The organism is Methanoplanus sp. FWC-SCC4 (assembly GCF_032878975.1).
Classification (GTDB): Archaea; Halobacteriota; Methanomicrobia; order Methanomicrobiales; family Methanomicrobiaceae; genus Methanochimaera; species Methanochimaera problematica.
The window spans coordinates 1,197,955-1,220,054 of the sequence record NZ_CP043875.1 but is presented as its reverse complement, the minus strand read 5'-3'; the positions used below and the strand labels follow the sequence as shown (position 1 = coordinate 1,220,054).

26 protein-coding genes and 1 tRNA gene are annotated in these 22,100 nt (G+C 40.3%); 22 read left to right on the top strand and 5 right to left on the bottom strand.

Annotation, left to right across the window (positions count from 1 at the left end; all coding sequences use genetic code 11):
* The first annotated feature begins 11 nt into the window (after positions 1-11).
* The 10 genes from F1737_RS06220 to F1737_RS06175 all read left to right on the top strand — a co-directional run bounded on the left by F1737_RS06220 (position 12) and on the right by F1737_RS06175 (position 7,965).
* Positions 12-338 (top strand): dihydroneopterin aldolase family protein, encoded by a 327-nt coding sequence (locus tag F1737_RS06220; RefSeq protein ID WP_317135740.1) that lies wholly within the window; start codon positions 12-14, stop codon positions 336-338.
* Complete coding sequence (locus F1737_RS06215; protein WP_317135739.1) at positions 335-1,162, top strand: TatD family hydrolase; 828 nt, start codon at positions 335-337, stop codon at positions 1,160-1,162. The genes F1737_RS06220 and F1737_RS06215 overlap by 4 nt, the downstream gene beginning before the upstream one ends.
* 54 nt (positions 1,163-1,216) lie before the next feature.
* Complete coding sequence (locus F1737_RS06210; RefSeq protein WP_317135738.1) at positions 1,217-1,504, top strand: DUF424 domain-containing protein; 288 nt, start codon at positions 1,217-1,219, stop codon at positions 1,502-1,504.
* A 132-nt stretch (positions 1,505-1,636) separates the two neighbouring features.
* The gene (locus tag F1737_RS06205; protein WP_317135737.1) at positions 1,637-2,680 is read left to right on the top strand and encodes a 60S ribosomal export protein NMD3; all 1,044 of its coding nucleotides are present in this window, start codon (positions 1,637-1,639) and stop codon (positions 2,678-2,680) included.
* Positions 2,681-2,686: 6 nt separating this feature from the next.
* Complete coding sequence (locus tag F1737_RS06200) at positions 2,687-3,556, top strand: class I SAM-dependent methyltransferase (protein WP_317135736.1); 870 nt, start codon at positions 2,687-2,689, stop codon at positions 3,554-3,556.
* Positions 3,553-4,698: a bifunctional phosphopantothenoylcysteine decarboxylase/phosphopantothenate--cysteine ligase CoaBC gene (gene coaBC, locus F1737_RS06195; RefSeq protein WP_317135735.1), complete on the top strand. Its 1,146-nt coding sequence runs from the start codon at positions 3,553-3,555 to the stop codon at positions 4,696-4,698. Before F1737_RS06200 ends, coaBC begins: the two co-directional genes overlap by 4 nt.
* Positions 4,680-5,537 carry a pantoate kinase gene (locus F1737_RS06190; protein ID WP_317135734.1) on the top strand — a complete coding sequence of 286 codons (858 nt, stop codon included), beginning with the start codon at positions 4,680-4,682 and terminating at the stop codon, positions 5,535-5,537. Before coaBC ends, F1737_RS06190 begins: the two co-directional genes overlap by 19 nt.
* Before the next feature lies 1 nt (position 5,538).
* Positions 5,539-6,270, top strand: coding sequence for a 4-phosphopantoate--beta-alanine ligase (locus F1737_RS06185; RefSeq protein ID WP_317135733.1), 732 nt, complete (start codon positions 5,539-5,541; stop codon positions 6,268-6,270).
* The gene (locus F1737_RS06180) at positions 6,257-7,255 is read left to right on the top strand and encodes a replication factor C small subunit (protein ID WP_317135732.1); all 999 of its coding nucleotides are present in this window, start codon (positions 6,257-6,259) and stop codon (positions 7,253-7,255) included. The genes F1737_RS06185 and F1737_RS06180 overlap by 14 nt, the downstream gene beginning before the upstream one ends.
* Positions 7,219-7,965, top strand: a complete 747-nt coding sequence (locus F1737_RS06175) for a class I SAM-dependent methyltransferase (protein WP_317137871.1) — start codon at positions 7,219-7,221, stop codon at positions 7,963-7,965. The genes F1737_RS06180 and F1737_RS06175 overlap by 37 nt, the downstream gene beginning before the upstream one ends.
* An 8-nt stretch (positions 7,966-7,973) precedes the next feature.
* Here F1737_RS06175 and F1737_RS06170 read toward each other — a convergent pair whose 3' ends face one another.
* Positions 7,974-9,299, bottom strand: coding sequence for an AIR synthase-related protein (locus tag F1737_RS06170; protein ID WP_317135731.1), 1,326 nt, complete (start codon positions 9,297-9,299; stop codon positions 7,974-7,976).
* An 84-nt stretch (positions 9,300-9,383) separates the two neighbouring features.
* Here F1737_RS06170 and thiD point away from each other — a divergent pair, with 84 nt between their 5' ends.
* The 5 genes from thiD (at position 9,384) to F1737_RS06145 (ending at position 12,053) form a co-directional block, all read left to right on the top strand.
* Positions 9,384-10,169 (top strand): bifunctional hydroxymethylpyrimidine kinase/phosphomethylpyrimidine kinase, encoded by a 786-nt coding sequence (gene thiD, locus F1737_RS06165; RefSeq protein WP_317135730.1) that lies wholly within the window; start codon positions 9,384-9,386, stop codon positions 10,167-10,169.
* A gap of 67 nt (positions 10,170-10,236) precedes the next feature.
* Positions 10,237-10,704 carry an Lrp/AsnC family transcriptional regulator gene (locus tag F1737_RS06160; protein WP_317135729.1) on the top strand — a complete coding sequence of 156 codons (468 nt, stop codon included), beginning with the start codon at positions 10,237-10,239 and terminating at the stop codon, positions 10,702-10,704.
* A complete protein-coding gene (locus F1737_RS06155) occupies positions 10,694-10,987 on the top strand; it encodes a DUF7521 family protein (protein WP_317135728.1) in 294 nt (97 codons plus the stop codon). The genes F1737_RS06160 and F1737_RS06155 overlap by 11 nt, the downstream gene beginning before the upstream one ends.
* Before the next feature lie 4 nt (positions 10,988-10,991).
* A complete protein-coding gene (locus F1737_RS06150) occupies positions 10,992-11,435 on the top strand; it encodes a hypothetical protein (RefSeq protein ID WP_317135727.1) in 444 nt (147 codons plus the stop codon).
* A gap of 225 nt (positions 11,436-11,660) precedes the next feature.
* Entirely contained in the window at positions 11,661-12,053 is a 393-nt protein-coding gene (locus F1737_RS06145) for a type IV pilin N-terminal domain-containing protein (RefSeq protein ID WP_317135726.1), read from the top strand.
* Positions 12,054-12,086: 33 nt separating this feature from the next.
* Here F1737_RS06145 and F1737_RS06140 read toward each other — a convergent pair whose 3' ends face one another.
* From F1737_RS06140 to F1737_RS06125, 4 genes are read right to left on the bottom strand one after another with little or no spacing between them, the layout of a single operon-like run.
* Entirely contained in the window at positions 12,087-12,650 is a 564-nt protein-coding gene (locus F1737_RS06140; RefSeq protein WP_317135725.1) for a DUF447 domain-containing protein, read from the bottom strand.
* Entirely contained in the window at positions 12,638-13,450 is an 813-nt protein-coding gene (locus F1737_RS06135) for a triphosphoribosyl-dephospho-CoA synthase (RefSeq protein WP_317135724.1), read from the bottom strand. Before F1737_RS06135 ends, F1737_RS06140 begins: the two co-directional genes overlap by 13 nt.
* Positions 13,434-14,567 carry a methanogenesis marker 9 domain-containing protein gene (locus F1737_RS06130; RefSeq protein ID WP_317135723.1) on the bottom strand — a complete coding sequence of 378 codons (1,134 nt, stop codon included), beginning with the start codon at positions 14,565-14,567 and terminating at the stop codon, positions 13,434-13,436. Before F1737_RS06130 ends, F1737_RS06135 begins: the two co-directional genes overlap by 17 nt.
* 17 nt (positions 14,568-14,584) lie before the next feature.
* Positions 14,585-15,001, bottom strand: a complete 417-nt coding sequence (locus F1737_RS06125) for a Holliday junction resolvase (RefSeq protein WP_317135722.1) — start codon at positions 14,999-15,001, stop codon at positions 14,585-14,587.
* Positions 15,002-15,143: 142 nt separating this feature from the next.
* Between F1737_RS06125 and cfbA the strand changes: the two genes are divergently transcribed.
* The 7 genes from cfbA to F1737_RS06090 all read left to right on the top strand — a co-directional run bounded on the left by cfbA (position 15,144) and on the right by F1737_RS06090 (position 21,802).
* Positions 15,144-15,548 carry a sirohydrochlorin nickelochelatase gene (cfbA, locus tag F1737_RS06120; RefSeq protein WP_317135721.1) on the top strand — a complete coding sequence of 135 codons (405 nt, stop codon included), beginning with the start codon at positions 15,144-15,146 and terminating at the stop codon, positions 15,546-15,548.
* A 13-nt stretch (positions 15,549-15,561) separates the two neighbouring features.
* Positions 15,562-16,782 carry a coenzyme F430 synthase gene (gene cfbE / locus F1737_RS06115; protein ID WP_317135720.1) on the top strand — a complete coding sequence of 407 codons (1,221 nt, stop codon included), beginning with the start codon at positions 15,562-15,564 and terminating at the stop codon, positions 16,780-16,782.
* Between the two features lie 8 nt (positions 16,783-16,790).
* On the top strand, positions 16,791-17,855 hold the full coding sequence (gene cfbD / locus F1737_RS06110; RefSeq protein WP_317135719.1) for a Ni-sirohydrochlorin a,c-diamide reductive cyclase catalytic subunit: 1,065 nt from the start codon (positions 16,791-16,793) through the stop codon (positions 17,853-17,855).
* Positions 17,852-19,228 (top strand): Ni-sirohydrochlorin a,c-diamide synthase, encoded by a 1,377-nt coding sequence (gene cfbB / locus F1737_RS06105; RefSeq protein ID WP_317135718.1) that lies wholly within the window; start codon positions 17,852-17,854, stop codon positions 19,226-19,228. The genes cfbD and cfbB overlap by 4 nt, the downstream gene beginning before the upstream one ends.
* A 175-nt stretch (positions 19,229-19,403) precedes the next feature.
* On the top strand, positions 19,404-20,273 hold the full coding sequence (gene ilvE, locus F1737_RS06100) for a branched-chain-amino-acid transaminase (protein ID WP_317135717.1): 870 nt from the start codon (positions 19,404-19,406) through the stop codon (positions 20,271-20,273).
* Positions 20,274-20,361: 88 nt separating this feature from the next.
* Positions 20,362-20,434: transfer RNA gene (locus tag F1737_RS06095), tRNA-Glu, on the top strand.
* A gap of 360 nt (positions 20,435-20,794) precedes the next feature.
* Positions 20,795-21,802, top strand: a complete 1,008-nt coding sequence (locus tag F1737_RS06090) for a site-specific integrase (RefSeq protein ID WP_317135716.1) — start codon at positions 20,795-20,797, stop codon at positions 21,800-21,802.
* Positions 21,803-22,100 lie beyond the last annotated feature (298 nt).

Below are 22,100 nucleotides of genomic sequence, written 5' to 3'. Positions count from 1 at the left end.
TATTTTTAGACATGGACAAGAAAACACAGGCTGCTTTTGAAGCAGGAATCAAACTCGGTGCACTATATCATCAGTGGGTCGGTACACCCATATCTCCTGAAACAGCATCTTCTGTAGAAAAAGCCATTGAAAATGCAGTTGGTCTTCAGCCTTTTGTTGAGGAAATAAAAGTAAGCATAAACACTGAACTCATGACACTCAATTCCTTTGGATACAGCGAACTTGCAGGAAAAATGTTTGATGTTAAGATCACCACAAAGGTTGGAAATGCAACATGTATTGCACAACTTCAGCTTGAAAATGAATATCCTATGATGAAAATTCTTGAGATTAGATGATTTTAAAAAATGTTCCAGTCACAGATGACCACATACATATAGACCTGATTAACGGAAGGGGAATAGAAGCTGCAAAAGATTTTCACCGTTCGGGTGGAACACACATCTTTCTGGTTTCAAAACCTGCATGGTCTTTTGGAATAATCCCTAAATCCGGAGAGGATTACAGGAAGGTATTTGATATAACTCTTGAAACTGCTGAAAAAATCCGGGAAACCGGAGTTGTTGTTTATCCCATCCTTGGTGTTCATCCGGCAGAGTTAACAAAGTTAAATCAGTTTATGACTTTAAATGAGGCTGAAAAGATCATGTGTGACGGTTTAAGCCTTGCAGCTGGTTATGTGAGGGAAAAAAGAGCCGTTGCAATTAAAAGCGGGCGTCCGCATTATCCTGTTGAAGATTTGGTCCTTGAGTCATCAAACAGAATACTTTTTCATGCACTGACTCTTGCAGGTGAAGAGGATTGTGCGCTTCAGATACATGCTGAAACGGGCCCATGTTCTGATGTTGTGGATATGGCCAAAAAAGCAGGCACTCCTGTATTCAGGGTAGTAAAACATTTTGCAAGTCCAAAAACGCCCCTTACTCCTTCAATGCTTGCAAAACATGAATCAATTCCTGATATGGCCTCTGAAAAAAGGAGTTTTACAATGGAAAGCGATTACATGGATGATAATCAGCGCCCCGGATCTGTTATCGGGCCAAAGTCGGTTCCACGCTTCACACGAAAGATGCTTGAAAACAATCTGATTTCAGAAGAGGACGCCTTTAGAATTCATAAGGATACTCCTGAAAAAGTCTATGGTGTAGAGATTAATCTCTAAAAAAATTGAAATATCCGGCATCAATTTTATTAGTGACAACAAATATTATATGCAATGTACCTGAAAATCCACCATGTCTCCGGAAGCAGAGATATCGTCGCTGCATGTGACAGTGATCTTTTAAACACCACTATTTGTGACGGAGACATTGAGATATTCATATCTGACAAATTTTACGGGACGGAGGAATTTCCGGAAGATAAATTAAGGGAGGCATTGTCAAAAGACTGCAGTGCCAATTTAATCGGAGAAAAAGTAATTGAGGCAGCGATAAAACTGGGTTTTGTCGAAAGAGATATGTGTATTTCAATTGGCGGCATTCCTCACGCACAGATAATATAAGAAGGAATCTTGGGAGAACACGGACTTTTCCGTACGTTTAATTATCAAAAATTGTGCGGAAGCCCTTGTTTTCGCAATCGTTAGAATAACAGATCACAACGTGGTTTGAATAATTATTATATTGTGAATATTATGGATATCAAACAAAACATCTGCCCTAAATGCGGTGGGCCTTCAGAGGAAGGGCTTTGCAACAATTGCAAAGCAGAATCAGTAGACTGGATTATATGTGACGAGAGAGTGCAGTGCGTTCACTGCCCTACATGCGGTTCTTTGAGGCATGGAAATACATGGACGGATTCCCATCTTGAAAGAGAAGAGCTTATCTTCAATCTTTCAATGGATGCCGTACATCTTCATGAGGATGTTATGGATGTTGAAGTCAGTTATAAGTACCATGATCCAAGCCCTAACAGAACCTCGGTTGGAGTAAAAGTAAATGGAGAAATTTACGGGGTTCCTGTGGAATCAACCTGCAGGGTTTTAATCGTCTGGTCAAAAGAGCAGTGTGACAGATGCAGCAGACTTGCAGGCAGTTATTATTCCGGTACTATTCAGCTGCGTGCAGATGGCAGAAAACCTGATGATTTTGAAAAGGAAAGAGCAATTCAGATTTCACAGAAGTGTGAAGATGAACTTCAGGAAGTAGGGGAACGTCTGTCGTTTGTGACAAAATCAGAAGAGACAAAAGACGGTGTTGATATTGTTATTTCAAGTCACAGCATTGGTGATTTCATCACAAGGGAGATCAAAAAACAGCTTGGCGGTAAAGTAACAAGGCATCCAAAACTTATCGGTGAAAAGAAGGGCAGGCCTGTTTACCGGATTACATATCTTGTTCGTCTTCCACGTTATCGTAAAGGAGATGTTTTTGAAAACAGAGACCACTATTACGAAGTAAGAGGGTATGATTCCAATCAGCTCTGGGTATTTGATCTAAAAGAGGGAGCAGGGAAGGTTTACAAAGAAAATGATGACGGAAGACTTATTGGAAATGTAAGTGATTCGGAATCCGCATTTGTAAATTATATTGAAGGTGATGTGGCAGGAATTATGGATCCCAAAACATACGAAAATCTTGAGTGCATCATATACCCGTGGCTTGAGATTCATGAAGGTCAGGAAGTCCGCTTTTTAAGGGATTATGAAAAAGAGAGAATTATTTTTGTAGGGTAAAATTTTATGCGTGTCAGATCAGTCCCTGTTTTAAATCTGAAAGATGCAATGAAGGAAGAGTGGGTGGATCACTCCAGGCGTCCTTTTGTTAGCTCCGGCAATGCATATATTCCGGTAAAAAACGGGTTTGATGCTGATACAAATATTGAGGAGAGAAGCCGCTATTGCGGTATCAAATACCAGATGATCGGGGATATTGCATTAATTCATGGCGAATTACCTTCAGAAGAGGAACTCAAAAGCCTCATAAACTGGGTACATCCACGAGGGGTTGTATTAATTTACGGTTATGACGGGATAAAGCGGATTCCAAAATCAGAATTGCTTTATGGTGAATCCAAAGAAGTCTGTCACAAAGAGATAGGTTGCAAATTCTGGATTGACCCGGTGAAAGTCATGTTTTCAAAAGGGAACCGCGAGGAAAAAAAGAGGATGGCAAAAATTGTCAGACCCGGCGAAAGAGTTGCTGACATGTTTGCCGGAATCGGCTATTTTACAATTCCCTTTGCTAAGTCGGGAGCATATATTCATTCAATGGAAATCAATCCTGATTCATATTATTTTTTAAAAAAAAATGTCTCTGCAAACAACCTGGAAGAGTTTATCCTGGCAGAACAGGGTGACTGCAGAAAACTCTTAAAGGGTGAATACGACAGAGCTGTAATGGGTCATTTTGATTCTCCCAATATGCTTCCAGACATTCTTTCGCATATGAATTCCGGTGGAGTTCTTCACGTTCACAGCATAAACCCTGTGTCTGAAGAAATTATCAGACAGGCGGAAACTTTTGGATTTAATGCGGATATTAAAATAAACAAAGTCAAGAAATATGCGCCCGGCAGGTGGCATATAGTCTCGGATGTGGTTTTATCATGAATGCTAAAGTGCTGACATTAAAAGAAAAAGTGGTTGTTCTTGGGATTACGGGGAGTATTGCCGCAGTGGAAGATATAAAACTCGCCCGTTCCCTCAGGAGAAAAGGTGCTATTGTACAGGGGGTCATGAGTGATGCGGCATGCGGGATAATTCATCCTGATTCAGTAACTTACGCATGTGACAGAGAGACTATTACAAAAATTTCTGGCATGATTGAGCATGTCAAATACTGCGGAATCGGCGGATGTGCAGATATTCTTTTAATTGCACCTGCAACTGCAAATACCATCTGTAAAATTGCAGCCGGAATAGATGATACCCCGGTTACGACATTTGCAACGACTGCCATCGGAAGAGGAATGCCTGTTGTAATAGTGCCTGCAATGCATGAGAGCATGTACAGGCATCCGGCAGTTACAGACAGCATTGAAAAATTGAAGTCCTGGGGGATTGTCTTTTCAGATCCGAATATATCTGAAAATAAGGCAAAAATAGCATCATCACAAGAGATTATTCTGACAGTTGAAAGGTCTGTTATGGGAAGACCCCTTGAAGGGAAAAAAGTTCTCATAACCGGCGGTGCATGCAGGGAGAGAATTGACGATGTGAGAGTTATGACCACACGTGCAAGCGGCAGGATGGGCCGTGAAATTGCTCTTTTTGGCTATCGTCTTGGGGCAGATGTTACAATAATCCACAATGGAGATGAGATTCCGTTTGTTGAAAATGTTTATGCCGAATCTGCCGATGATATGAGAAAAGCAGTTCATGATCTGCTTTCAGGCAGGGATTATGATTATTACATCAGTTCTGCCGCAATATCCGATTATAAACCTGAATACTATGAAGGCAAAATACCAAGCGGAGCTGAAATATCTCTTGGACTTTTGAAACTTCCAAAATTAATCAGTGAAGTCCTTTCAAAATATGATGTGAAAACAGTCGCTTTCAAACTCGGATGGGATGAATCACAAAAAGCGCTGAATATGATAGATTCCGGTGTTGACATGGTGCTTGTCAACACCCCTGATTCAATGGGAGGGGCTACCGGAAATTATACTATTCTAAAAAAAGGATGGTCCCGTGAAATTTCCGGTGATAAAGAGGAGGTTGCGGCAGCGATATGGGAAGAACTGCTGTAGCTTTTTGTCCCGGCCATATTTCAGGATGGTTTAAGCGGGCAGATCCAAAAAATGGTGTAAAAGGGAGTGTCGGCGGAGGAATAGTTGTAAATAAGGGCGTTACATCAGAGGTGAGGGAGTCTGATGCAATGTCTGTTCAGGCATTAAAAAAAGAAGCTGACGGAAGTATATCATCACTTTTCTCAGGTTCTCCTCCTATCGAATATGCTTTTGAAAAACTGGGGATTTTGGCAGAAGTAATTACAACCACCAGACTTCCGGCAGGTTCCGGTTTTGGTCTGAGTGCCGCTTCACTTCTGTCATCTCTGAGTGCTGCAAACAGTCTGTTTGATCTTGGTCTTGACAATGCAGGGATTGCCAAAATTGCACATGAATCAGAAATTAAATTTAATTCAGGTCTTGGTGATGTGGCAGCGCTTACCGGCGGAGGTTACATCTGCAGGCAAAAACCAGGCATTATGGGAGATATAATTCGGAATTATGATATGAATGATTCCATATCTGTCATAAGTTTTGGGCCGCTCCCGACAGAGAGTATTCTTGGCAATCCAAAAGCCATGGAAAAAATATCATCCGCATTCAGGGAGGTCTGCCCTAAAACACCTGCTGAATTCTTTGAAATCTCGCGAGAATTTGCAGAGAATTCAGGTCTTATATCAGAAAGAATAAGAAGTGTTCTTTTAAAGTGCGATCAAAATAATATTCCTGCAAGTATGACAATGCTCGGAGAGGGAGTTTTTGCTTATGGTAAGAATGCAGAAAGAATCCTTGCGGGTTTTGGTGAAGTATATAATTTAAATATGTCAAAATACGGGTTTGAAACAAGGAGAAACGATTAATATGATTCCAAAAGATCATCCGCGCTATGCGTCACTTGTAAAAAGAGAAAAAATTGCGGAGTCTGCCTGGGACGGAGTTGTTGCAATGGAAGGGGTAGGCTCTCATGGGAGAGGAGAGGCATTTGACTATCTTATCGGGGAGAAAACGATTGAAAGTGCGTTACTTGCGGAAAAAACAGCTGCCGCATTGTTCCTGGACGCATCATTTCCTGTAATTTCCGTTAACGGCAATACTGCTGTTTTAGCAGCAGCCGAGATTGCAGAACTTCAAAAAGCAACAGGAGCGGTTGTTGAGGTAAATCTTTTTCACCGGACTGAAGAGAGAATTGTAAAAATAACAAAAATTCTCGAAGATGCAGGAGTTAGTGTATTGTCGGGCAGGGCTGAGAAACTCCTGGATCTTTCCCATGACAGGGCGCTTTGTCTGCGTGAGGGCATATACAAAAGTGATGTAATTCTTGTTCCCCTTGAAGATGGTGACAGGTGCGAAGCGCTGGTAAATATGGGGAAAAAAGTCATTACAATTGATCTAAATCCTCTTTCAAGGACTGCACAGACTGCCACACTGACTATCACAGATGAACTTACACGTGCACTTCCAAACATTACAGCAGCATGCAGAGATTTAGGTGATGAGGAACAAAAATTACTCATTGAAAATCTCAATAACAAAGAGATTCTGAAAGGTGCCATCGAAGCCATTCAGGAGAATTTATCGAATGCTATGGATTGAAAAATACAGACCTGTAAAATTTGAGGAAATCTGCGGGCAGGGTGAAGTACTCAGGCATATGCAAAAATTTGCATCCGAAAAAAATGTACCCCATCTTCTTATTTTCGGTCCTCATGGTACCGGAAAAAGTGTGGCTCTTGAATCCATGGCAGGTGATCTTTATGGGGGTTACCTGGATGAAAATCTGAGCATTATCCCTTCCGGTGTTCTTTTCAGGCAGGGAAAGTCATGGCTTGAAAATGAGGATCGTTTTTCTCATTTATATATGAAAGATGAAAGTCTGATTACAAATTTCAAGCATATTGTAAAATGGTACGCCTCAATGAAACCCCTTGATGCGGATTTCAAGATTGTGGTGTTTGAAGAAGCTTCAAGTCTGCCCTTTGATGCCCAGGCTGCTTTGAGGCGTATTATGGAAAGATACAGTCAGACCTGCCGTTTTGTGTTCATTGCAAAGCAGCAGACTTCGATTATACCTGCTATCGCCTCAAGATGTCTGCCGCTTTTCTTTTCTCCCCTTGAAGCCGAGGAAATAATTTCTGTTATGCAGAATGTTCTTAGAAAAGAAGGAGTTCTTCCAGGTACGGTTTCTGACGATGATCTGGAGATTATTGCCCAGCTTTCCCGTGGTGATTGCAGAAAAGCTCTGATTTATCTTCAGGTAATGGTAACAAAAGGGGGGGATGTTGATTTTTCGGAAATTACAGGTTCTGAAACTTCTGCAATATCTTCCTCTTTATTTTCATATCTCATGAAAGGTGATTTGAAAAGGTCAAAGGAAATTGCAGAGATGCTGATGACTGAATATGGCCTTTCAGGAACCGACGTTGTTTTAGAGATTTCCAAAGCGGCAAAAAGAGAATATAATGACAAAAGAATTGCGGTGGCATTATCGGACGCAGATCATAATCTGTGCCACGCAGGAAATGAGTTTATACAGGTTAATGCATTATTGGCACGCGTTATAAAGGAGGTTTTCAACTGACTAAAGTAGCAACACATTACGATCAGGTAGCAGCTGTATACGACAGCCAGTATGATCAAAAACAGGGAAAAATATACTACGGACACATTTGCAGTAAAGTGATGGAAAACCTTCCAAAGAGAGGAAAACTTCTTGATCTGGGATGTGGAACAGGACTTTTTATGCACAGATATGTAAGTTCGGGCGGTGAGGCATTTGGGCTTGACATAAGTCGCGGAATGATTATAAAAGCACATGGACGTGACGGTTCTGATGTATTCTCAGGCAATGCCGAGGTTTTGCCGTTTTGTGACGGTGTTTTTGACTGTATTTCAAGCATTCTTGCATTTTCATATCTTCAAAATCCAAATTCAATGTTAGATGAGTCATACCGGCTGCTCAAACCCGGAGGTGCATTGTCAGTATGCACCCTCGGGCATAACATGTTTACCAAAATGGTTCCTGTGGCTTACAGGATCGGTGAAAAATTAAAGATAAAGCGTGTCGGAGTCGGAACTTTCAAGGAGCATTATTACAGGGAAGATGAAATAAGGGAGCTTTTTGAAAAAGCCGGTTTTGAAGATGTAAAAGTTGAGCGTATATCTTTTGCACATGTTGATTTAAAGCCGTCTTTGTATTCAATTGCAAAAAAAGTAGAACCCTTTGTTGAAGAGAAAGTACCTTATCTGGCATTTAATCTCTGTGTTTCCGGAAAAAAACCAGAAAAATAAATTTTATTTTAATATTTCTTTTTGAGTGTTTCTAAAACTCTCTGTTTTTTACTAATTGCTTCATCAGCCGCGTTTTTAACAAGTTCTTTCATCTCATCAAAATCCCGCTGGCTTTTATCAACGATCTTTTTGACAGGGGTGTATGCAGCCTCTCTGAAACGTGGGAGGAAGTCCTGAAGTTCGCCGTTTACAAGAAGTTTGGAGTCTGAAGGACCTTCTGTCACATAACCAACCTTTTTCATTGTAACTCCTGTTGATGCCACGACTTCAATTATCCTCTCTGCATATTCGGGTGGTGCAACAACCAAAAGAGCGTCAAGTGAGACTCCAAGATAATCTATCTCAAGTGCGTCAAGCATTCTGAGGACTTCTTGTTCAACAAGGCTTCTGAGGTTGTCTTCTTCAATTACAATTCTGCATCCTGCAGTTTCAGCCATCTCATAAACGTCACCTCTAAGACCTCCGTTTGTAACATCAGTCATTGAATGAATTTTATCCAGAATTTCACTTGAAAGGAGAGCTTCACAGGCCTTTAGGAATGAAAGATTGATCGTCTTTTCAACAACCCGTGGGTATCCGGAATATATTGCAGCTGTTGCAATTGTTCCTCCGCCTGCACCTTCTGTCATTAAAAGAACATCTCCTGGTTTTGTGGCAGATCTTTTTGTAAGGTGGTTTGCAACACCAACAGTTCCCACACATCCTGTAAGACGCTCTCCAAGTACCATGTCACCGCCGATTCGAAGTGTGGAGCCCGACACCAGCGGGACGTCCATCATTTCACTTACAACTGAAATGCCGGCAGTATAATCAAATATTTTTGCCACATCGCCGTCATCTGCAACATGTATGTCTGAAAAAAGTGCAACCGGCTTTGCGCCCATTACATAGGCATCCCTTAGTGTTGCCCTTGTTACATGAAAACCTGCAAGGAACGGGAAGTCGGAAAGGCGCGAGTGCATTCCGTCAACTGTCGTAATAATGTACTGACCATTGGCTTTGACGACTCCTCCGTCGTCCATTTCGTCAACACCCACATTGGCGCTGCTCTTCCCGATGATTCTCGGAAACTGCCTGTGAGCAAAAAAATCCCCTGCGCCTCTGGACCCGACTCCAAATTCGCCCATGGAAACGCCTGCTTTTTTATACGTAAAAAAATCGCCTTCATGACCTGATGAATTCTTTACTTCGCTTAATATGGCTTTAGCAAATTCTGCTGCATATTCTTCAGGGCATGATTTTATTTCAATAATTTTTTCTTTAAGATTATTGACTATCGTATCTTCAGCCGCACCTTTCAAAAGTCCTTTTCGTGCGAACTCTTCAACATCCATACTAATTCTTTTATGGCATATACTAAAAATCAGTTGAAATGACAAACAAAATTCAACATGATCTAAATCAATAACTTCATTCAGATGAAAGAGGCGCACATACCATTTGCCTGCACAATTGCCGGTTCTGATTCCGGCGGAGGTGCGGGAATACAGGCCGACTTAAAAACATTTTCAGCACTTGGAATATGGGGGTGCACGGTAATTACTGCTGTGACTGCACAAAATCCAATAGAGGTAAAAGAATCGTTTACAGTACCCCCTGAAATTATAAGGAAACAGATTGAAGCGGTAATGGAGGGATTTGAGGTATCTGCCATCAAAACAGGGATGCTTCCTGATGCGTCCACAATTCGAACTGTATCTGATGCACTTCCTAGGGATATTCCTCTGGTAATAGACCCGGTAATGATTGCCACAAGTGGAAAAAGACTGATTGAAGAAGAGGCAGTGGATGTCATGATAGAAAGACTTCTCCCAAAAGCAGCCATTGTTACTCCCAATATTCCCGAGGCATGTGTACTTGCGGGGGTAAAATCAATCCGTGATGATTCTGACATTATCAGATGCGGAAGAAAAATCCTTGATTTTGGAGTCAAATCAGTCTTAATCAAAGGCGGACACCAGAAAGGAGAGTTTTCAAAGGACATGCTGATAACCCCCGGTTCTCATGAAATCTTCTGCGCTAAACGTATGTCTTTTGATGTTCATGGTTCCGGGTGTTGCCTTTCCGCTGCCATTACAGGAGGTCTTGCGAAAAATTATAGTGTCAGAGATTCATGCCTTTATGCCAAGGAATTTGTAAATAAATCGATAAAATATGCAATATTATCAAATAATAACCATTACAGTATTAATCCTGACTGGTAAATTTGCATTACCCTGAAAATAATAAGCATTATATCTCAAAAAATTAGATTTAAAGAAACTGGTATTAATGTTGGATAAAGTTGATAATGCAATCCTGAATGAACTTGCCAAAGATGGAAGAACATCCATGGCCGATCTTGGCAAAAAATTAAACATTGCGCCGTCTACTGTGTTTAAGCGAATTGAAAAACTTAAATCAAGTGGTATAATCCAGCGTTTTACAATTGTGGTAAATCCGGAATACTTTAAACATTCAATTATCGTTTTTCTCTCAATTACAGTAGATCCTATGGAAAAACCCGAAGTTGAACACTTCCTGTTGAGAATGGACCATATGCTTGAGGTCTATGAAACACTTGAGCCAAGTGATTTTCTGGCAAAAGTCAGAGTTCATGAAATAGGCGAACTTAAAAGTGATATCCTTATACCTTTGAGTGAACTGCCCGGTGTCAGAGAAATAAAACCGATACTTACTGTGAAAAAAGTAAAAGAACAATTCTGGAATATAGAGGAGTATGATTTACATGGAAATTGATCCGATTTTGATGAATCAGGTATTGTCTGTTATTGCGATTATTACGCTTGGCCTTGGAGCTGCCCTGATTGTGTACCTTTATGATGCTTACAGACACGTAAAAGAGGAAAGTCTTCTTCTATTGATTTACGGTCTTTTTGTTCTTGTTGTAGGAATTGTTCTGACTGATCTCACATCAATATTCACTTCAGATTTGTTTTGGATATTCTGGTCTGAGTTGTTTTCCAGGCTTCTTGTGATTATCGGCATCATTGTGATCATTTATTCCATATTAAAGGAGTAGAAAGATGGCGGATACCCGTTCCTTTGCGCGTGACTGGCAACTGATGAAATTATCGCGTAACTGGAAGCCGGATGACAGATCAGGCGAAATTCTCAAAGGCTTACTTACAGACGCAAGTCCTGAAATTATGAAGAAGGTCTCTGAAATATCCTATGGGATAGGGCAGAGTGATGCTGAAAAGATCGTAGAGAGGATGCAGCAGCGTATGGAACTTCTGGATCTCTTTGAAGGGATGCTGATTGTTTCAGGAATTGACTATAAGTCTGTTGAGGAGGATGGTTCCCATTCTTTTATTCTTAAAAAGGAGATCAGGCAGATAATTTCATGTATGGATGTTAATACCGAAATAAGTGCTTCCTATATCCGCGGGTTTATTACCCGGATTGCACCCGGAGCAGATATTTCCGATATAGGTGAATATTTTAAAGTAGAGTTAAAAAATCCATAAATATATTTTTTTAAAATTATTTTCAATTTTAAATCATGTTTGGAGATACAGATTCATTTCATGTTATACCTCTCTATGAAATATTATTTCTTTTGTTGCAAAGTGCAGGTGTATTTTTTCAGAAACGAAATGAACTCAAAATATATTTAAATAAATGAGGATGATGTAGTATTGTTAAAAGACCTTTTGTTGCCGGGTTGCCGGTGATAGATGAGGTGAATTAAGATGAGGTTTACAAAAGAAGAAGAGGCTGTCTCACCTGTTATTGGTGTGATCCTCATGGTCGCAATTACTGTCATTCTCGCAGCAGTTATTGCAGTGTTCGTGTTTGGCCTTGCCGGCGATCTTGAAAGCGGTGCACAGAAGGATGTAAGAGTTCAGGTATCATCAGATTCAGCAGGTAATGTAGTATTTGTTATATTTTCAGGAAGTGATCTTGGATCAATTAGCTCTCTGACCGCATCAAACGGTACTGCTACCAGCGACATTGTATTTACAGGTGCTGAAAATACAACTGTAGGTGCTCAGCTTCCAACTCCGTTTGCCAAAGGCGATTCATCAGTTGTTCTGACAGCAACATTCAATGACGGAACCTCACAGGTTCTTGCAAAGACATAAATCTGAAAACAAAAAAATCAAAAATTTTTTAATTTATTCTGAATCAATATAAGAATTTAAAAGTTCAACTGCTTTTAATTCTCTTTTACCGCCGCATTTCCTTGCAACTGAAAGATGATAATCAATAAGTGATTTAAGATTTGGATCACGGTTTAAAACGTAACGCGTTGCATGAACTGTTGCGTCAATAATATTATTGAATCCCCTGTTCACCGGATGAGTTTCGGATTTGAGAATTTCCTCTTTTATCAAAGTTAGTTCAACCACAATTGATTCTTCAGTGTCGTGCAGGACTTTTGTTTCATATGCGGCCCATGCCTCTGCTTCTCTGAGGTGCCATACTGTAAAATCGTTCACCTTTTTTTCAACAAAATGGTCTTTTGAAATATCCTCAAAAGCTGTTTTCACATAACACACCGGATCATATATCAGGTTTGCAACAACCACTCCTGAATCCAGAATATTTTTTTTAGTATGTGTGCCGTGGAACAGTACCATCTTTGGTGTTGCATCATTCCTTTTTATAATCCCGATGGGAGCTGCATTTAATTTTGTTGTGGCAATGACTTCATTAATTCCTTCTCTTAAAAGTCCCAATTCCAACCCTCCATTAAAGCAACAAAAATACCTGCAATTGTGATGTCTGCAAGAGAACCCGGATTAATTCCTTTTAAAAGGCATATTCTGTCAAGTTCTTCAAGAGAGATATTCCCGTCAAGTGCTTCTTTTGCCTTGTTTTTCAGTTTCTCGGCAGTTTTGGATCCCAGTTTTTTTACAACAAAGGTATCCGTTTCAGAGGCTAAGAGATTCATAAAAGCGTCAATGATGGCCTTTTGGCCGTTGTCAGAATTTTTCAGAAAATCAGCTGTTTTTCTGGTGAGTGAAAATCCGTTAATCCACTCGGCTGCAACCATATCTACTGTTGATGAATATTCCATCACATCGTAAAGTGTTGTATTATTTTCAATCAGTGAGTCTGTGGCAGAAGGGTCATTTACATCCATTTCAAGATCAGAATCTTTCATTCTGACTTTAGTAAGCCCAAATGCCCTGTAAAACATAACCGCGTCATCGACAGTTGTATTTTTTACAATCTCTTTTGCGCCTTTTATTCCTCCTCCTGCAATGAGGGGTATTAACAGAATAAATGCGCCAAAATGGGTGTTGCCGCCGGAGTGGGTGTTTGTAACCGAAACTGCGTCATATATGAGACGTCCGATATTGTCTGATGAATTTTCCGCACGTTTGAAGACAGGGCGGACAAAAATAGTGGATGCGAGAAAATGCTGCAATGAAGTATCTTCATAGTCATGGTGGCGGTCTACGTTTCCGGGTTTTACCTCGGCGCAGACCTCAAGCATCATTGCAAGCTGAGCATTTTCAGCAGGAGACCTCATCTTTTTCCTCAAAAATCTTTTTCATTATTTTTTCAGAGAGACGGTGCTTGTAACGCATATAATCGCTGTGCGACAGTCCTTCTTTTCTAAGTGATATGTCTCTGAACATGCATGGAGTTGAACTCTTGCAGCACCATGCAAGGCTTCCAAAACATGTGCTTTCACCTGATGCAAGCGGGGTGTTTTCAACTATTGACACTTTTAAATCGTGAAACTCTTTTGGAGACATCCCTATTTTTTTTATTGCAGGAAGAAGGGGGCACTGTTTTACCGGCTTACAGCAAAATGTAAGACTTCTTAGATCTCCGCCACGGCAAAGCTGCTTTGGTGAATTGTACCATCCTGTTTCATCCGCATATTTTGCAATGGATTCACTTAAATTTTTAAGTGTTTCTGAATCTGAATGGCGTGCCAGGGATACGATGTCAGCCCCGTGCGTAAGCATTTCCCTCATTTTTTCAAAATTGTTTATTGAATTATTGGCGATAATTAAAAGGGGGCAGCTGTTTCTGATAACACGAAGTTTAGCGTGTCCAAAGTCCATCAGATCAACATGAATTATATCTGCGCCCGCTTTCCAGATTAATTTTGCAAGTTCAGCGTCATCTTCCGCAACACCTGCACGGATTTTTACTGAAACCGTTACATCAAGCTCTTTTAGTGATTTAATAATTTCAGAAAGATGGTCAGTATTTTTTAACAGGAATTCTCCGCTTCCTGCATTTATCATTGAAGGCTGTCGGCAGTGTGCGTCAATTTCATATATGGCATCCTTCCCTATGGCTGTGGCGATATTTACAAATGATTCCGGGTTTGTACCGCGAAGATTGATTCCGGGGATAACATCCGTATCCTTTAATTTTAAGACCTGCTCTTTTATTTCTTCTACAGGGTCTTTTAAAATGAATTCTTTTCTACCTTCTTCTTCCATTATAAGACTTGCATTCATTGCAGGTTCATCTATTGAAAATCCTCCCAAAAATGCAATACCCGCATAATCCTTTCTTTCCAGTACATAATTGGCATCCACAATTCCTGCCATGGATGCAATTGCAACCGGTGTTTTTACTGTACGGCCGTTAATCATCAGCTCGTAACGATCATATGGATCCATCATTCTTCCGTATCTGTTTGTTATAAAATATCTAATTCCTTTGGGTATAGATCATTTAGAATATAACAACCTGATGATCTTTTTAGTTCAATCCCGCATTTGAAATCTTCTCTTGAAATTCCCGGTGAATTTTCACGAAATTCCTGTAATTTCTCCCATGGGAGCAGGTATGCCACATTTTGTTTTCCTCTTCCTCCCCGGAATTCTACTGCAAGAAAACCACGCCTGCCGGTTTTTTTTATAAAATCTGTAATTGAATCTATCTGATGAACATTATTCTTATCTTCATGGAAGTGCTGGGAAAAATATAATTTCTTACCCTGTATTGATTTGCATTCGATTGCAAGATAATAACGGGGATCAAGTGAATCCACAAGTATGTCAACGTACTGTGTGTTGAACTTAGACTGTTTTAGTCTGTATGCGTATCCTTTCAATCTCCTGGTATCAAAAAAATCGTTAATGCAATGAATTGTGTCCCTTTCAAAATCACTCATATGTGTAATACTATGTTTATACCGGTTGCCAAAAAAAAGAATCGGTAACTATTTTATTGAATATTGTGGTACATAGTATTATATGTCTAAGACAGGATTCTTACTGGTCGGTCATGGCAGTAAAAAGCCATACAATAAAAAACTGATCGATAACACAGCAGAATTGATTGCAAAGAAAGAAGCGGATTATATCGTAAAGTCTGCATTTATGGAGAACAGTTCCCCTACAATTGAGGAGATGCTTGACGAATTCAGGAAAGAAGACATTGAATCACTTGTTGTTGTCCCTCTGTTTCTCGCCAGGGGTGTACACATAGATGAAGATATTCCCGGAATTTTAGGTCTTGAAGAGGGAAGCCATAAAGGCGTATTCACTCTTGAAAGTGGTGAGATTCCACTGATTTATGCACGTCCTATCGGTGAAAACCCGATGCTTGCTGATCTTATGATTACAAGTGCAAAGCGTGCAGTTGAAGAACACCTTTAAAAAAACTATTTTTATGAAAATACTGGTGCTTGACACCATTCACGGCGGTGAGGAGATTGCCGGTCATTTCAGGAGTCTTGGGTATGCAACAGATACTGTTGATGTCTACCGGGGCAAGGGCTCCATTTCTTCTGAAGAAGCATTAAACAGAAGCTATGATCTGATAATTTCTCCTGTTCATCTTGATCCGGATCATCCACTTTTGAATTATTCAAAAGCACCTGTTGTTAGTCATCATGAAGCTGTAAGAATGCTGCTTTTGGAGATGGGAAAAAAGCCTTCCCTGATGATTGAAGTAACGGGTGCAAGAGGCAAGACGACAACATCCTATGCTCTTGCCTGTGTGTTGGGGGGAATAGGTGTTTTGCATACCTCAAAAGGAACTTTTGAAATTCCTGAGATGAATTTAATCTTTAAAAAAAGCATAACTCCTGCATCAGTTATTGATGCGGCAATATATGCACATGACAACAAAAGATGGCTTGTTGCAGAAGAATCACTGGGAGTTTCCGGTTTGGGTGACATCGGAATTTTAACATCAAATGAGGATTATCCCTGTGCTCTTGGTAAAAAAAGTGCAATTGAAGAAAAAATGAAGCTGCTTAAGTCATGTAAAAGCAGAATATTTTCACCCGGCGCCGGTATAAAAACCTTTGAAACCGATTCCATTTATTCTTCTGACATTGCAAAAGTCATTGGTGATGAATGCAGATATTCTTTTAAAGGTTTTGAGGGGAGTTTTAAAAATCCTCTTTTGCTAATGACAGGATACGTCCAGGCATTAATAACCGCAGCAGCACTTGCATGCACTATTGGTATTTCTCCGAAAAGACTTGAGAGTTTCAGGCCGCTTGAAGGCAGGCTTTCTTATTCATCGGAGGATGGTGTCGTTGTTGTTGATAACTCCAACAGTGGTGTAAATGTCATGACCTCGGTTGAGGCCGCCCGTTTTGCACGGGAAATCAGCGGCAGTGACATTATTACTCTTGTAATCGGTATAGAGGCTGCAAACATATGTGAGGGTTTTCCTGCCGGAATGGTTTCAGATGCAATAAAAAGAATAAAACCCCATATTGTTGTAATTGTCGGTGATACCCTGAAGGATTTTGTATCTGAAATTGCAGGGGATATCCGGTCTTATTATGCTGATAATCTGACAGAAGGAAAGAAGACTGCCATTAAAGCAGCAGCCGGATTTGGCAGTGTTGTTCTTTGTGTTAAAACATGGAGGTAAAAATTAAAATGGAATATATTCAGCCAAGACCAAGTTCAATTGTTGCAGGTCTCTATACTGTGCGTGATCTTGGTGTTGATTTGGCAATACTGCACGGGCCTTCCGGATGCTCTTTTAAGCATGCAAGGCTTTTGGAAGAGGATGGCTTAAGGGTGCTTACAACATCGCTTGGGGATAATGAATTTATTTTTGGCGGACAGGATGTCCTTGAGAGAGTCTTAAGATATGCTGAAAAAGAATTTTCTCCAAAACGTATCGCAGTTGTGGGTACATGCGTTTCTATGATCATCGGAGAAGATATGGAGGCTGCTATTGAGGATTCCGGAATAAGCACTCCTGCCATTGCTGTTGAAATCCATGCGGGATTCCGTGAGAATATTGACGGGGTAATCGCTGCCCTTGAACCTGCGGCAAGAGCAGGCTGGATTGATGAGGATGAGCTTGAACGCCAGAAAAAACTTCTGGCTGCCGCAAATCTGGTTGAAAGACAAAGGGGTGCCGCCTACAAACCATATGTTCAGCCTTCAAGAGGGGATTTAAAACATCTCTTTGCAAAGAGGCTTTTGGAACTTGCAAATTCCGGGAAAAAGGGTATTGCAATAATGAATGCAAAAAAAGAAACTGCATACATGTTTGCAGATGCTCTTATTGCATTAAGAGAGGTCTGTCCGGAATGTGATATCAGGTATGTTGCAAATCTTGAAGATCGCGGTCTTCCAAAAGTCCGTAAAGATGCTGAAAACATAAGAGAAGGTCTTTTGGAATCCGGAGTTGAGGTTGAGTATGCGGGGTCTCTTGATGAATATGGTGCAAACGGTGAAAGGCTTGGGGAGATTATAAAGGCAACAAAACCGGATTTTGCCCTGATTTCAGGAGTGCCGCATGCAATTCCTCCTGAATATCTTGAAGGCATTGAGGTTTTTTCAATTACAAACGGACCCCGGCAGGTTGAACCGTTAAAGGAGTTTGGGCATGACCACGTTGTGGTTGAGGTCGATCTTCATCCAAAGACTCTGGGCGTAAAAGAGATTGTCAGAAGTGAGTCCGGTGATGTAATGAGGAGCATGAAATGAAAAGTCTCCTGATTTCAGGTGATCGTTCCGGAAGCGGCAAGACAAGCATAACGCTTGGGATATCAGCATATTTGTCAAGGCAGTATGAGGTGCAGCCGTTTAAGGTTGCAATGGATTACATTGATCCTTCTTATCTCACAGGTGTAACCGGTAGGATGTGCAGAAACCTTGACAGCTATGTGATGAGTCCTGAACAGATAAGGGCGAGTTATGATAATGCCTGCATTGGCTCTGATATTGCAATAATTGAAGGTGTAAGGGGGCTTTATGAGGGTTCTGATGCTATACTGGATACCGGCTCTACTGCAAGTGTTGCAAAAATGCTTGATCAGAATGTGATTCTTGTTGTAAACGCACAGAGTATTACACGGAGTGCGGCAGCAATAGTGAAGGGTTTTTGCAGTTTTGATCCGGCTGTAAAAATTAAAGGTATTATTCTAAACCAGGTTATTAGTGAGAAGCATAAGTACAAGGCGAAAACAGCAATTGAGCATGAGACCGGCATTCCTGTAATAGGCGCAATACCACGCAGGGAAGAGATGAAACTTACGATGCGTCATCTTGGACTTGTTCCTTTCCTGGAGGGAAAGACAGGGGGGGAATTTATGTCACGCCTTGACAATGTGGTGAATATTATTGAGAATAATGTCGATATGGATGCTCTTCTTGATATTGCAGGTGAAAAGCCGGATGTTACAGAAAAACCTGCAATATTTGCAAAATCATCAGCCTGCGATGTGAAGCTGGGAGTGGCAGTGGATGAGGCATTCAATTTCTATTATAACGATATTTATGAGATACTCTCTTCTTTTGGTGCAGAAGTTGTAACATTTAGTCCCATTCATGACAGACTTCCTGATTGTGACGGTTATATTTTTGGCGGTGGCTATCCTGAGATGTTTGCAGAGCAGCTTGAGTCAAATGATTCAATGCGTGAGGCAGTCCTTGAAGAATCCCTGAATGGAAAACCGGTATATGCAGAGTGCGGGGGTCTTATTTATCTGACAGAAAAGCTCACTCTCAAAAAGGACTGGAACAATCAGCCTGCTGATATGTCATATTCAATGGCGGGCGTTTTTGAAGGGGAAACCCGGATGCCGGCAAAGAGAGTCATCGGGTATGTTGACGGTGTTTCAAATTCAAAATCACCTTTGGGCATTTCTGAATTTAAGGGTCATGAATTCCACCACAGTGATGTAATTCTCCCAAAGGATACGCATTTTTGTTACAGTCTTTCAAGAGGTCTGGGCATTCGTGACGGCTATGACGGTGCATTGAAAAACAGGACTCTTGCAGGATATACGCATCTTCACCCTGTGGCATCCCGTGAGATGTTTAAAAATTTTGTTGATGAGTGCAGAAATCCTGTATAAATACAAAATTTTTACCGGGCCGGAAATAATTAACATTTTTTAGAATATATTCAATAATCTGTGATAATACCAATATCAAACCGGATTCATGCTGAATTTCCTGATTTTAACATAGTTGAGTTTTCCGGCTTTTTCAATCAAAAAATTGTTATTCTTTCCTGCTTATATAATTTCTATGATAATCTATCTTGACGGCGAATTTGTTCCGCGTGAGGAGGCAAAGGTATCAGTCTTTGATCATGGTCTTTTGTATGGGGATGGTGTTTTTGAAGGTATTCGTGCTTACGGAGGCAGGGTTTTCAGGCTTCATGAGCATCTTGACCGGCTGTACGATTCGGCAAAAACAATTGATCTTGATATCGGGATGACGAAGGATGAGATGTCCAAAGCAGTTCTTGAAACTCTTCGGAGAAATGAGCTAAGTGATGCATACATCAGGCTTGTTGTAACAAGGGGTGTTGGTGATCTCGGACTTGATCCCAGAAAATGTTCAAAACCTACAATTTTCATTATTGCAACGGGATGGGGTGCAATGTATGGTGACCTGTATGAAAAAGGCCTCAGTGCTGTCACTGTGTCAGTCCGGAGAAACCCCGCAGATGCCCTGCCTCCTAATGTCAAGAGTCTTAACTACCTCAATAATATTCTTGCAAAAATTGAGGCAAATTATAAGGGCGGGGATGAAGCGATTTTCTTTGACACAAACGGTTATGTTGCGGAGGGTTCCGGGGACAATATATTTGTTGTGAAGAACGGGACAATGTTTACTCCGCATACTCTGAACAATCTGCGTGGGATCACACGTCTTGTTCTTCTGGAGATTGCAGGTGAGATGGGAATACCTGTCAGGGAACAGAATCTTGGATATTTTGATCTCTATTCTGCAGATGAGGTGCTTGTTACAGGCTCTGCCGCGGAGATTGCTCCTGTGACCGTAATTGACGGAAGGAAGATTGGTACAGGCAAACCCGGTCCTTTTGCATCACAGCTTGTTGAGGCATTCAGGACAAAGACGAATGGTGAAGGGACTGAAATATACAAATAAATTTAATATTTTTAACAATACGTATCAAATCAAAATCTATATATGCTGAATTTGCATATATAGTAAGGCAACACTGATGTGATGCAGAGCTGATATAGTGTAGGGGCCAATCATGCCGGCCTTTCACGCCGGCGACTGGGGTTCAAATCCCCATATCAGCATTCGGGGTTGACCTTCACATCTCAAACGAAAAAGTTGAGCTTGGAAGGCATGACAATTTTGAAAATTTAACTCAAGACTTACAAGTATCTAGAACTGAGCCGTCATTCTATTCTTCACACAAACCATTACAGAACCTATCAGATGCTAACAGTTTTGAGTATAAGGGTTTCCACAAGGTCAGCAGAAAAAAAGTTGATGAGAACCTTCTGAAAGCCGTTGATGAAGGACATATCACAGAAGATGAATATCAACTCATTAAGAAATACTTCAAGTTCGTCAGGAATAAGAATTCCACGCTTAGTGAAAATCGGATGATGAAGATCTCTCAACATTTGATAGGCTGGAGAAAATTCTTAGGGTTGGATGAATACACCACATGCTCTTTTGATGATATACTTGATGCTATAGAAAAACTGGATTATGCAAATTCACAAAAGGGTCTGCCATATAAGCTGAACACTAAAAACGATTACAAGACTATTCTCAAGGGCTTCTACCAGTTCCTGATAAAGAACAAATTATCCGATATTGACATTGAAGATATCAAATCAATCAAGACTTCATTGAAAGACTGTCAGACTAAAACTGCCAATGATATTTTAAGCGAATCAGAGATTGCCAGTATGATTAGGTGTTCTTTCACAATCCGTGATAAGGCCCTTATCTATGTGATGTACGAAGGTGGTTTTAGAGCATGTGAAATTGGGAATATGAAATGGAATCAGGTAAAAATTGACGAATATGGAGTTATCATCAATGTTGATGAGAAGACGAAGAAGGAGCGTTATGTTCGTCTTGTAGCTGCGAAAGAATACCTTATTCAGTGGAAAAACAATTATCCATTTAAACCAAGTGGAGAGAACTTCGTTTTTCTAAAAAATGACAACACACCATTGACATATTCTGCAATCCGCGCCCAATTTAATTTAATCGCAAAACGGACTGGTTTTGAGAAAAAAGTCACACCACATCTATTTAGACACTCCAGAATTACTCAGATGATAAGGGATGGATATTCCGAAAGTATGATCAAGAAGATGATGTGGGGGAATATCAACACAAAGGAATTTGAGACTTATCTTCATCTATGTAATCAGGATATCGACAATGAGATCTTTCTTAGAAACGGGATAAGGATCTCCAATCAGGACGAAAACCATAGGTTGGATGCTGTTCAATGTCCCAACTGTCAAACTGTAAATCCCAAGACATTTTCTGTGTGCGCAAGGTGTGGGCGATCACTAGATTTGTGCGCGAGTTCTGACAATCATGGCTTTCAAAAAAATTCAGTACGGAAAAATCTCCCTCCAGACATATACAACCAGATTTTAGCATTATTAGAAGGTTTTTTGGAAAATAAAGACTAATTTTTAATTATTTTTATCAATAAATAGCACTAGGCCGATATTATGTAGTTCTCATATATAAAGATATCTGGGGAGCTAAAACTATGTTAACATTTTTTGAGGGTCTAAAACGGACGGATATGCTTGCGACAAAACCCATATTTTGATGAGATTAGTTTTATATTTTCTATATAGAAAAACACAAATGAAAAAAATCATTAATATATCGTCAGATAAATATAAAAAGCTCTCCGAGCTTTTTTAAAAAAATCTTGGTTTTTTATAAAAGAATATATAAATAATTCAGTGTTTATAAAAC

Excerpts from the sequence above, each read along its gene's own strand:
- cfbD (WP_317135719.1), top strand. The coding sequence starts at position 16,791 with ATGGAATATATTCAGCCAAGACCAAGTTCAATTGTTGCAGGTCTCTAT.
- F1737_RS06155 (WP_317135728.1), top strand. The coding sequence starts at position 10,694 with ATGGAAATTGATCCGATTTTGATGAATCAGGTATTGTCTGTTATTGCG.
- thiD (WP_317135730.1), top strand. The coding sequence starts at position 9,384 with ATGAAAGAGGCGCACATACCATTTGCCTGCACAATTGCCGGTTCTGAT.
- F1737_RS06205 (WP_317135737.1), top strand. The coding sequence starts at position 1,637 with ATGGATATCAAACAAAACATCTGCCCTAAATGCGGTGGGCCTTCAGAG.
- F1737_RS06130 (WP_317135723.1), bottom strand. The coding sequence starts at position 14,567 with ATGATGGATCCATATGATCGTTACGAGCTGATGATTAACGGCCGTACA.
- cfbB (WP_317135718.1), top strand. The coding sequence starts at position 17,852 with ATGAAAAGTCTCCTGATTTCAGGTGATCGTTCCGGAAGCGGCAAGACA.
- F1737_RS06150 (WP_317135727.1), top strand. The coding sequence starts at position 10,992 with ATGGCGGATACCCGTTCCTTTGCGCGTGACTGGCAACTGATGAAATTA.
- F1737_RS06215 (WP_317135739.1), top strand. The coding sequence starts at position 335 with ATGATTTTAAAAAATGTTCCAGTCACAGATGACCACATACATATAGAC.
- F1737_RS06170 (WP_317135731.1), bottom strand. The coding sequence starts at position 9,299 with ATGGATGTTGAAGAGTTCGCACGAAAAGGACTTTTGAAAGGTGCGGCT.
- F1737_RS06200 (WP_317135736.1), top strand. The coding sequence starts at position 2,687 with ATGCGTGTCAGATCAGTCCCTGTTTTAAATCTGAAAGATGCAATGAAG.
- cfbA (WP_317135721.1), top strand. The coding sequence starts at position 15,144 with ATGTCTAAGACAGGATTCTTACTGGTCGGTCATGGCAGTAAAAAGCCA.
- F1737_RS06190 (WP_317135734.1), top strand. The coding sequence starts at position 4,680 with ATGGGAAGAACTGCTGTAGCTTTTTGTCCCGGCCATATTTCAGGATGG.
- F1737_RS06160 (WP_317135729.1), top strand. The coding sequence starts at position 10,237 with ATGTTGGATAAAGTTGATAATGCAATCCTGAATGAACTTGCCAAAGAT.
- F1737_RS06220 (WP_317135740.1), top strand. The coding sequence starts at position 12 with ATGGACAAGAAAACACAGGCTGCTTTTGAAGCAGGAATCAAACTCGGT.
- F1737_RS06210 (WP_317135738.1), top strand. The coding sequence starts at position 1,217 with ATGTACCTGAAAATCCACCATGTCTCCGGAAGCAGAGATATCGTCGCT.
- ilvE (WP_317135717.1), top strand. The coding sequence starts at position 19,404 with ATGATAATCTATCTTGACGGCGAATTTGTTCCGCGTGAGGAGGCAAAG.
- F1737_RS06135 (WP_317135724.1), bottom strand. The coding sequence starts at position 13,450 with ATGAGGTCTCCTGCTGAAAATGCTCAGCTTGCAATGATGCTTGAGGTC.
- coaBC (WP_317135735.1), top strand. The coding sequence starts at position 3,553 with ATGAATGCTAAAGTGCTGACATTAAAAGAAAAAGTGGTTGTTCTTGGG.
- F1737_RS06180 (WP_317135732.1), top strand. The coding sequence starts at position 6,257 with ATGCTATGGATTGAAAAATACAGACCTGTAAAATTTGAGGAAATCTGC.
- F1737_RS06145 (WP_317135726.1), top strand. The coding sequence starts at position 11,661 with ATGAGGTTTACAAAAGAAGAAGAGGCTGTCTCACCTGTTATTGGTGTG.
- F1737_RS06185 (WP_317135733.1), top strand. The coding sequence starts at position 5,539 with ATGATTCCAAAAGATCATCCGCGCTATGCGTCACTTGTAAAAAGAGAA.
- cfbE (WP_317135720.1), top strand. The coding sequence starts at position 15,562 with ATGAAAATACTGGTGCTTGACACCATTCACGGCGGTGAGGAGATTGCC.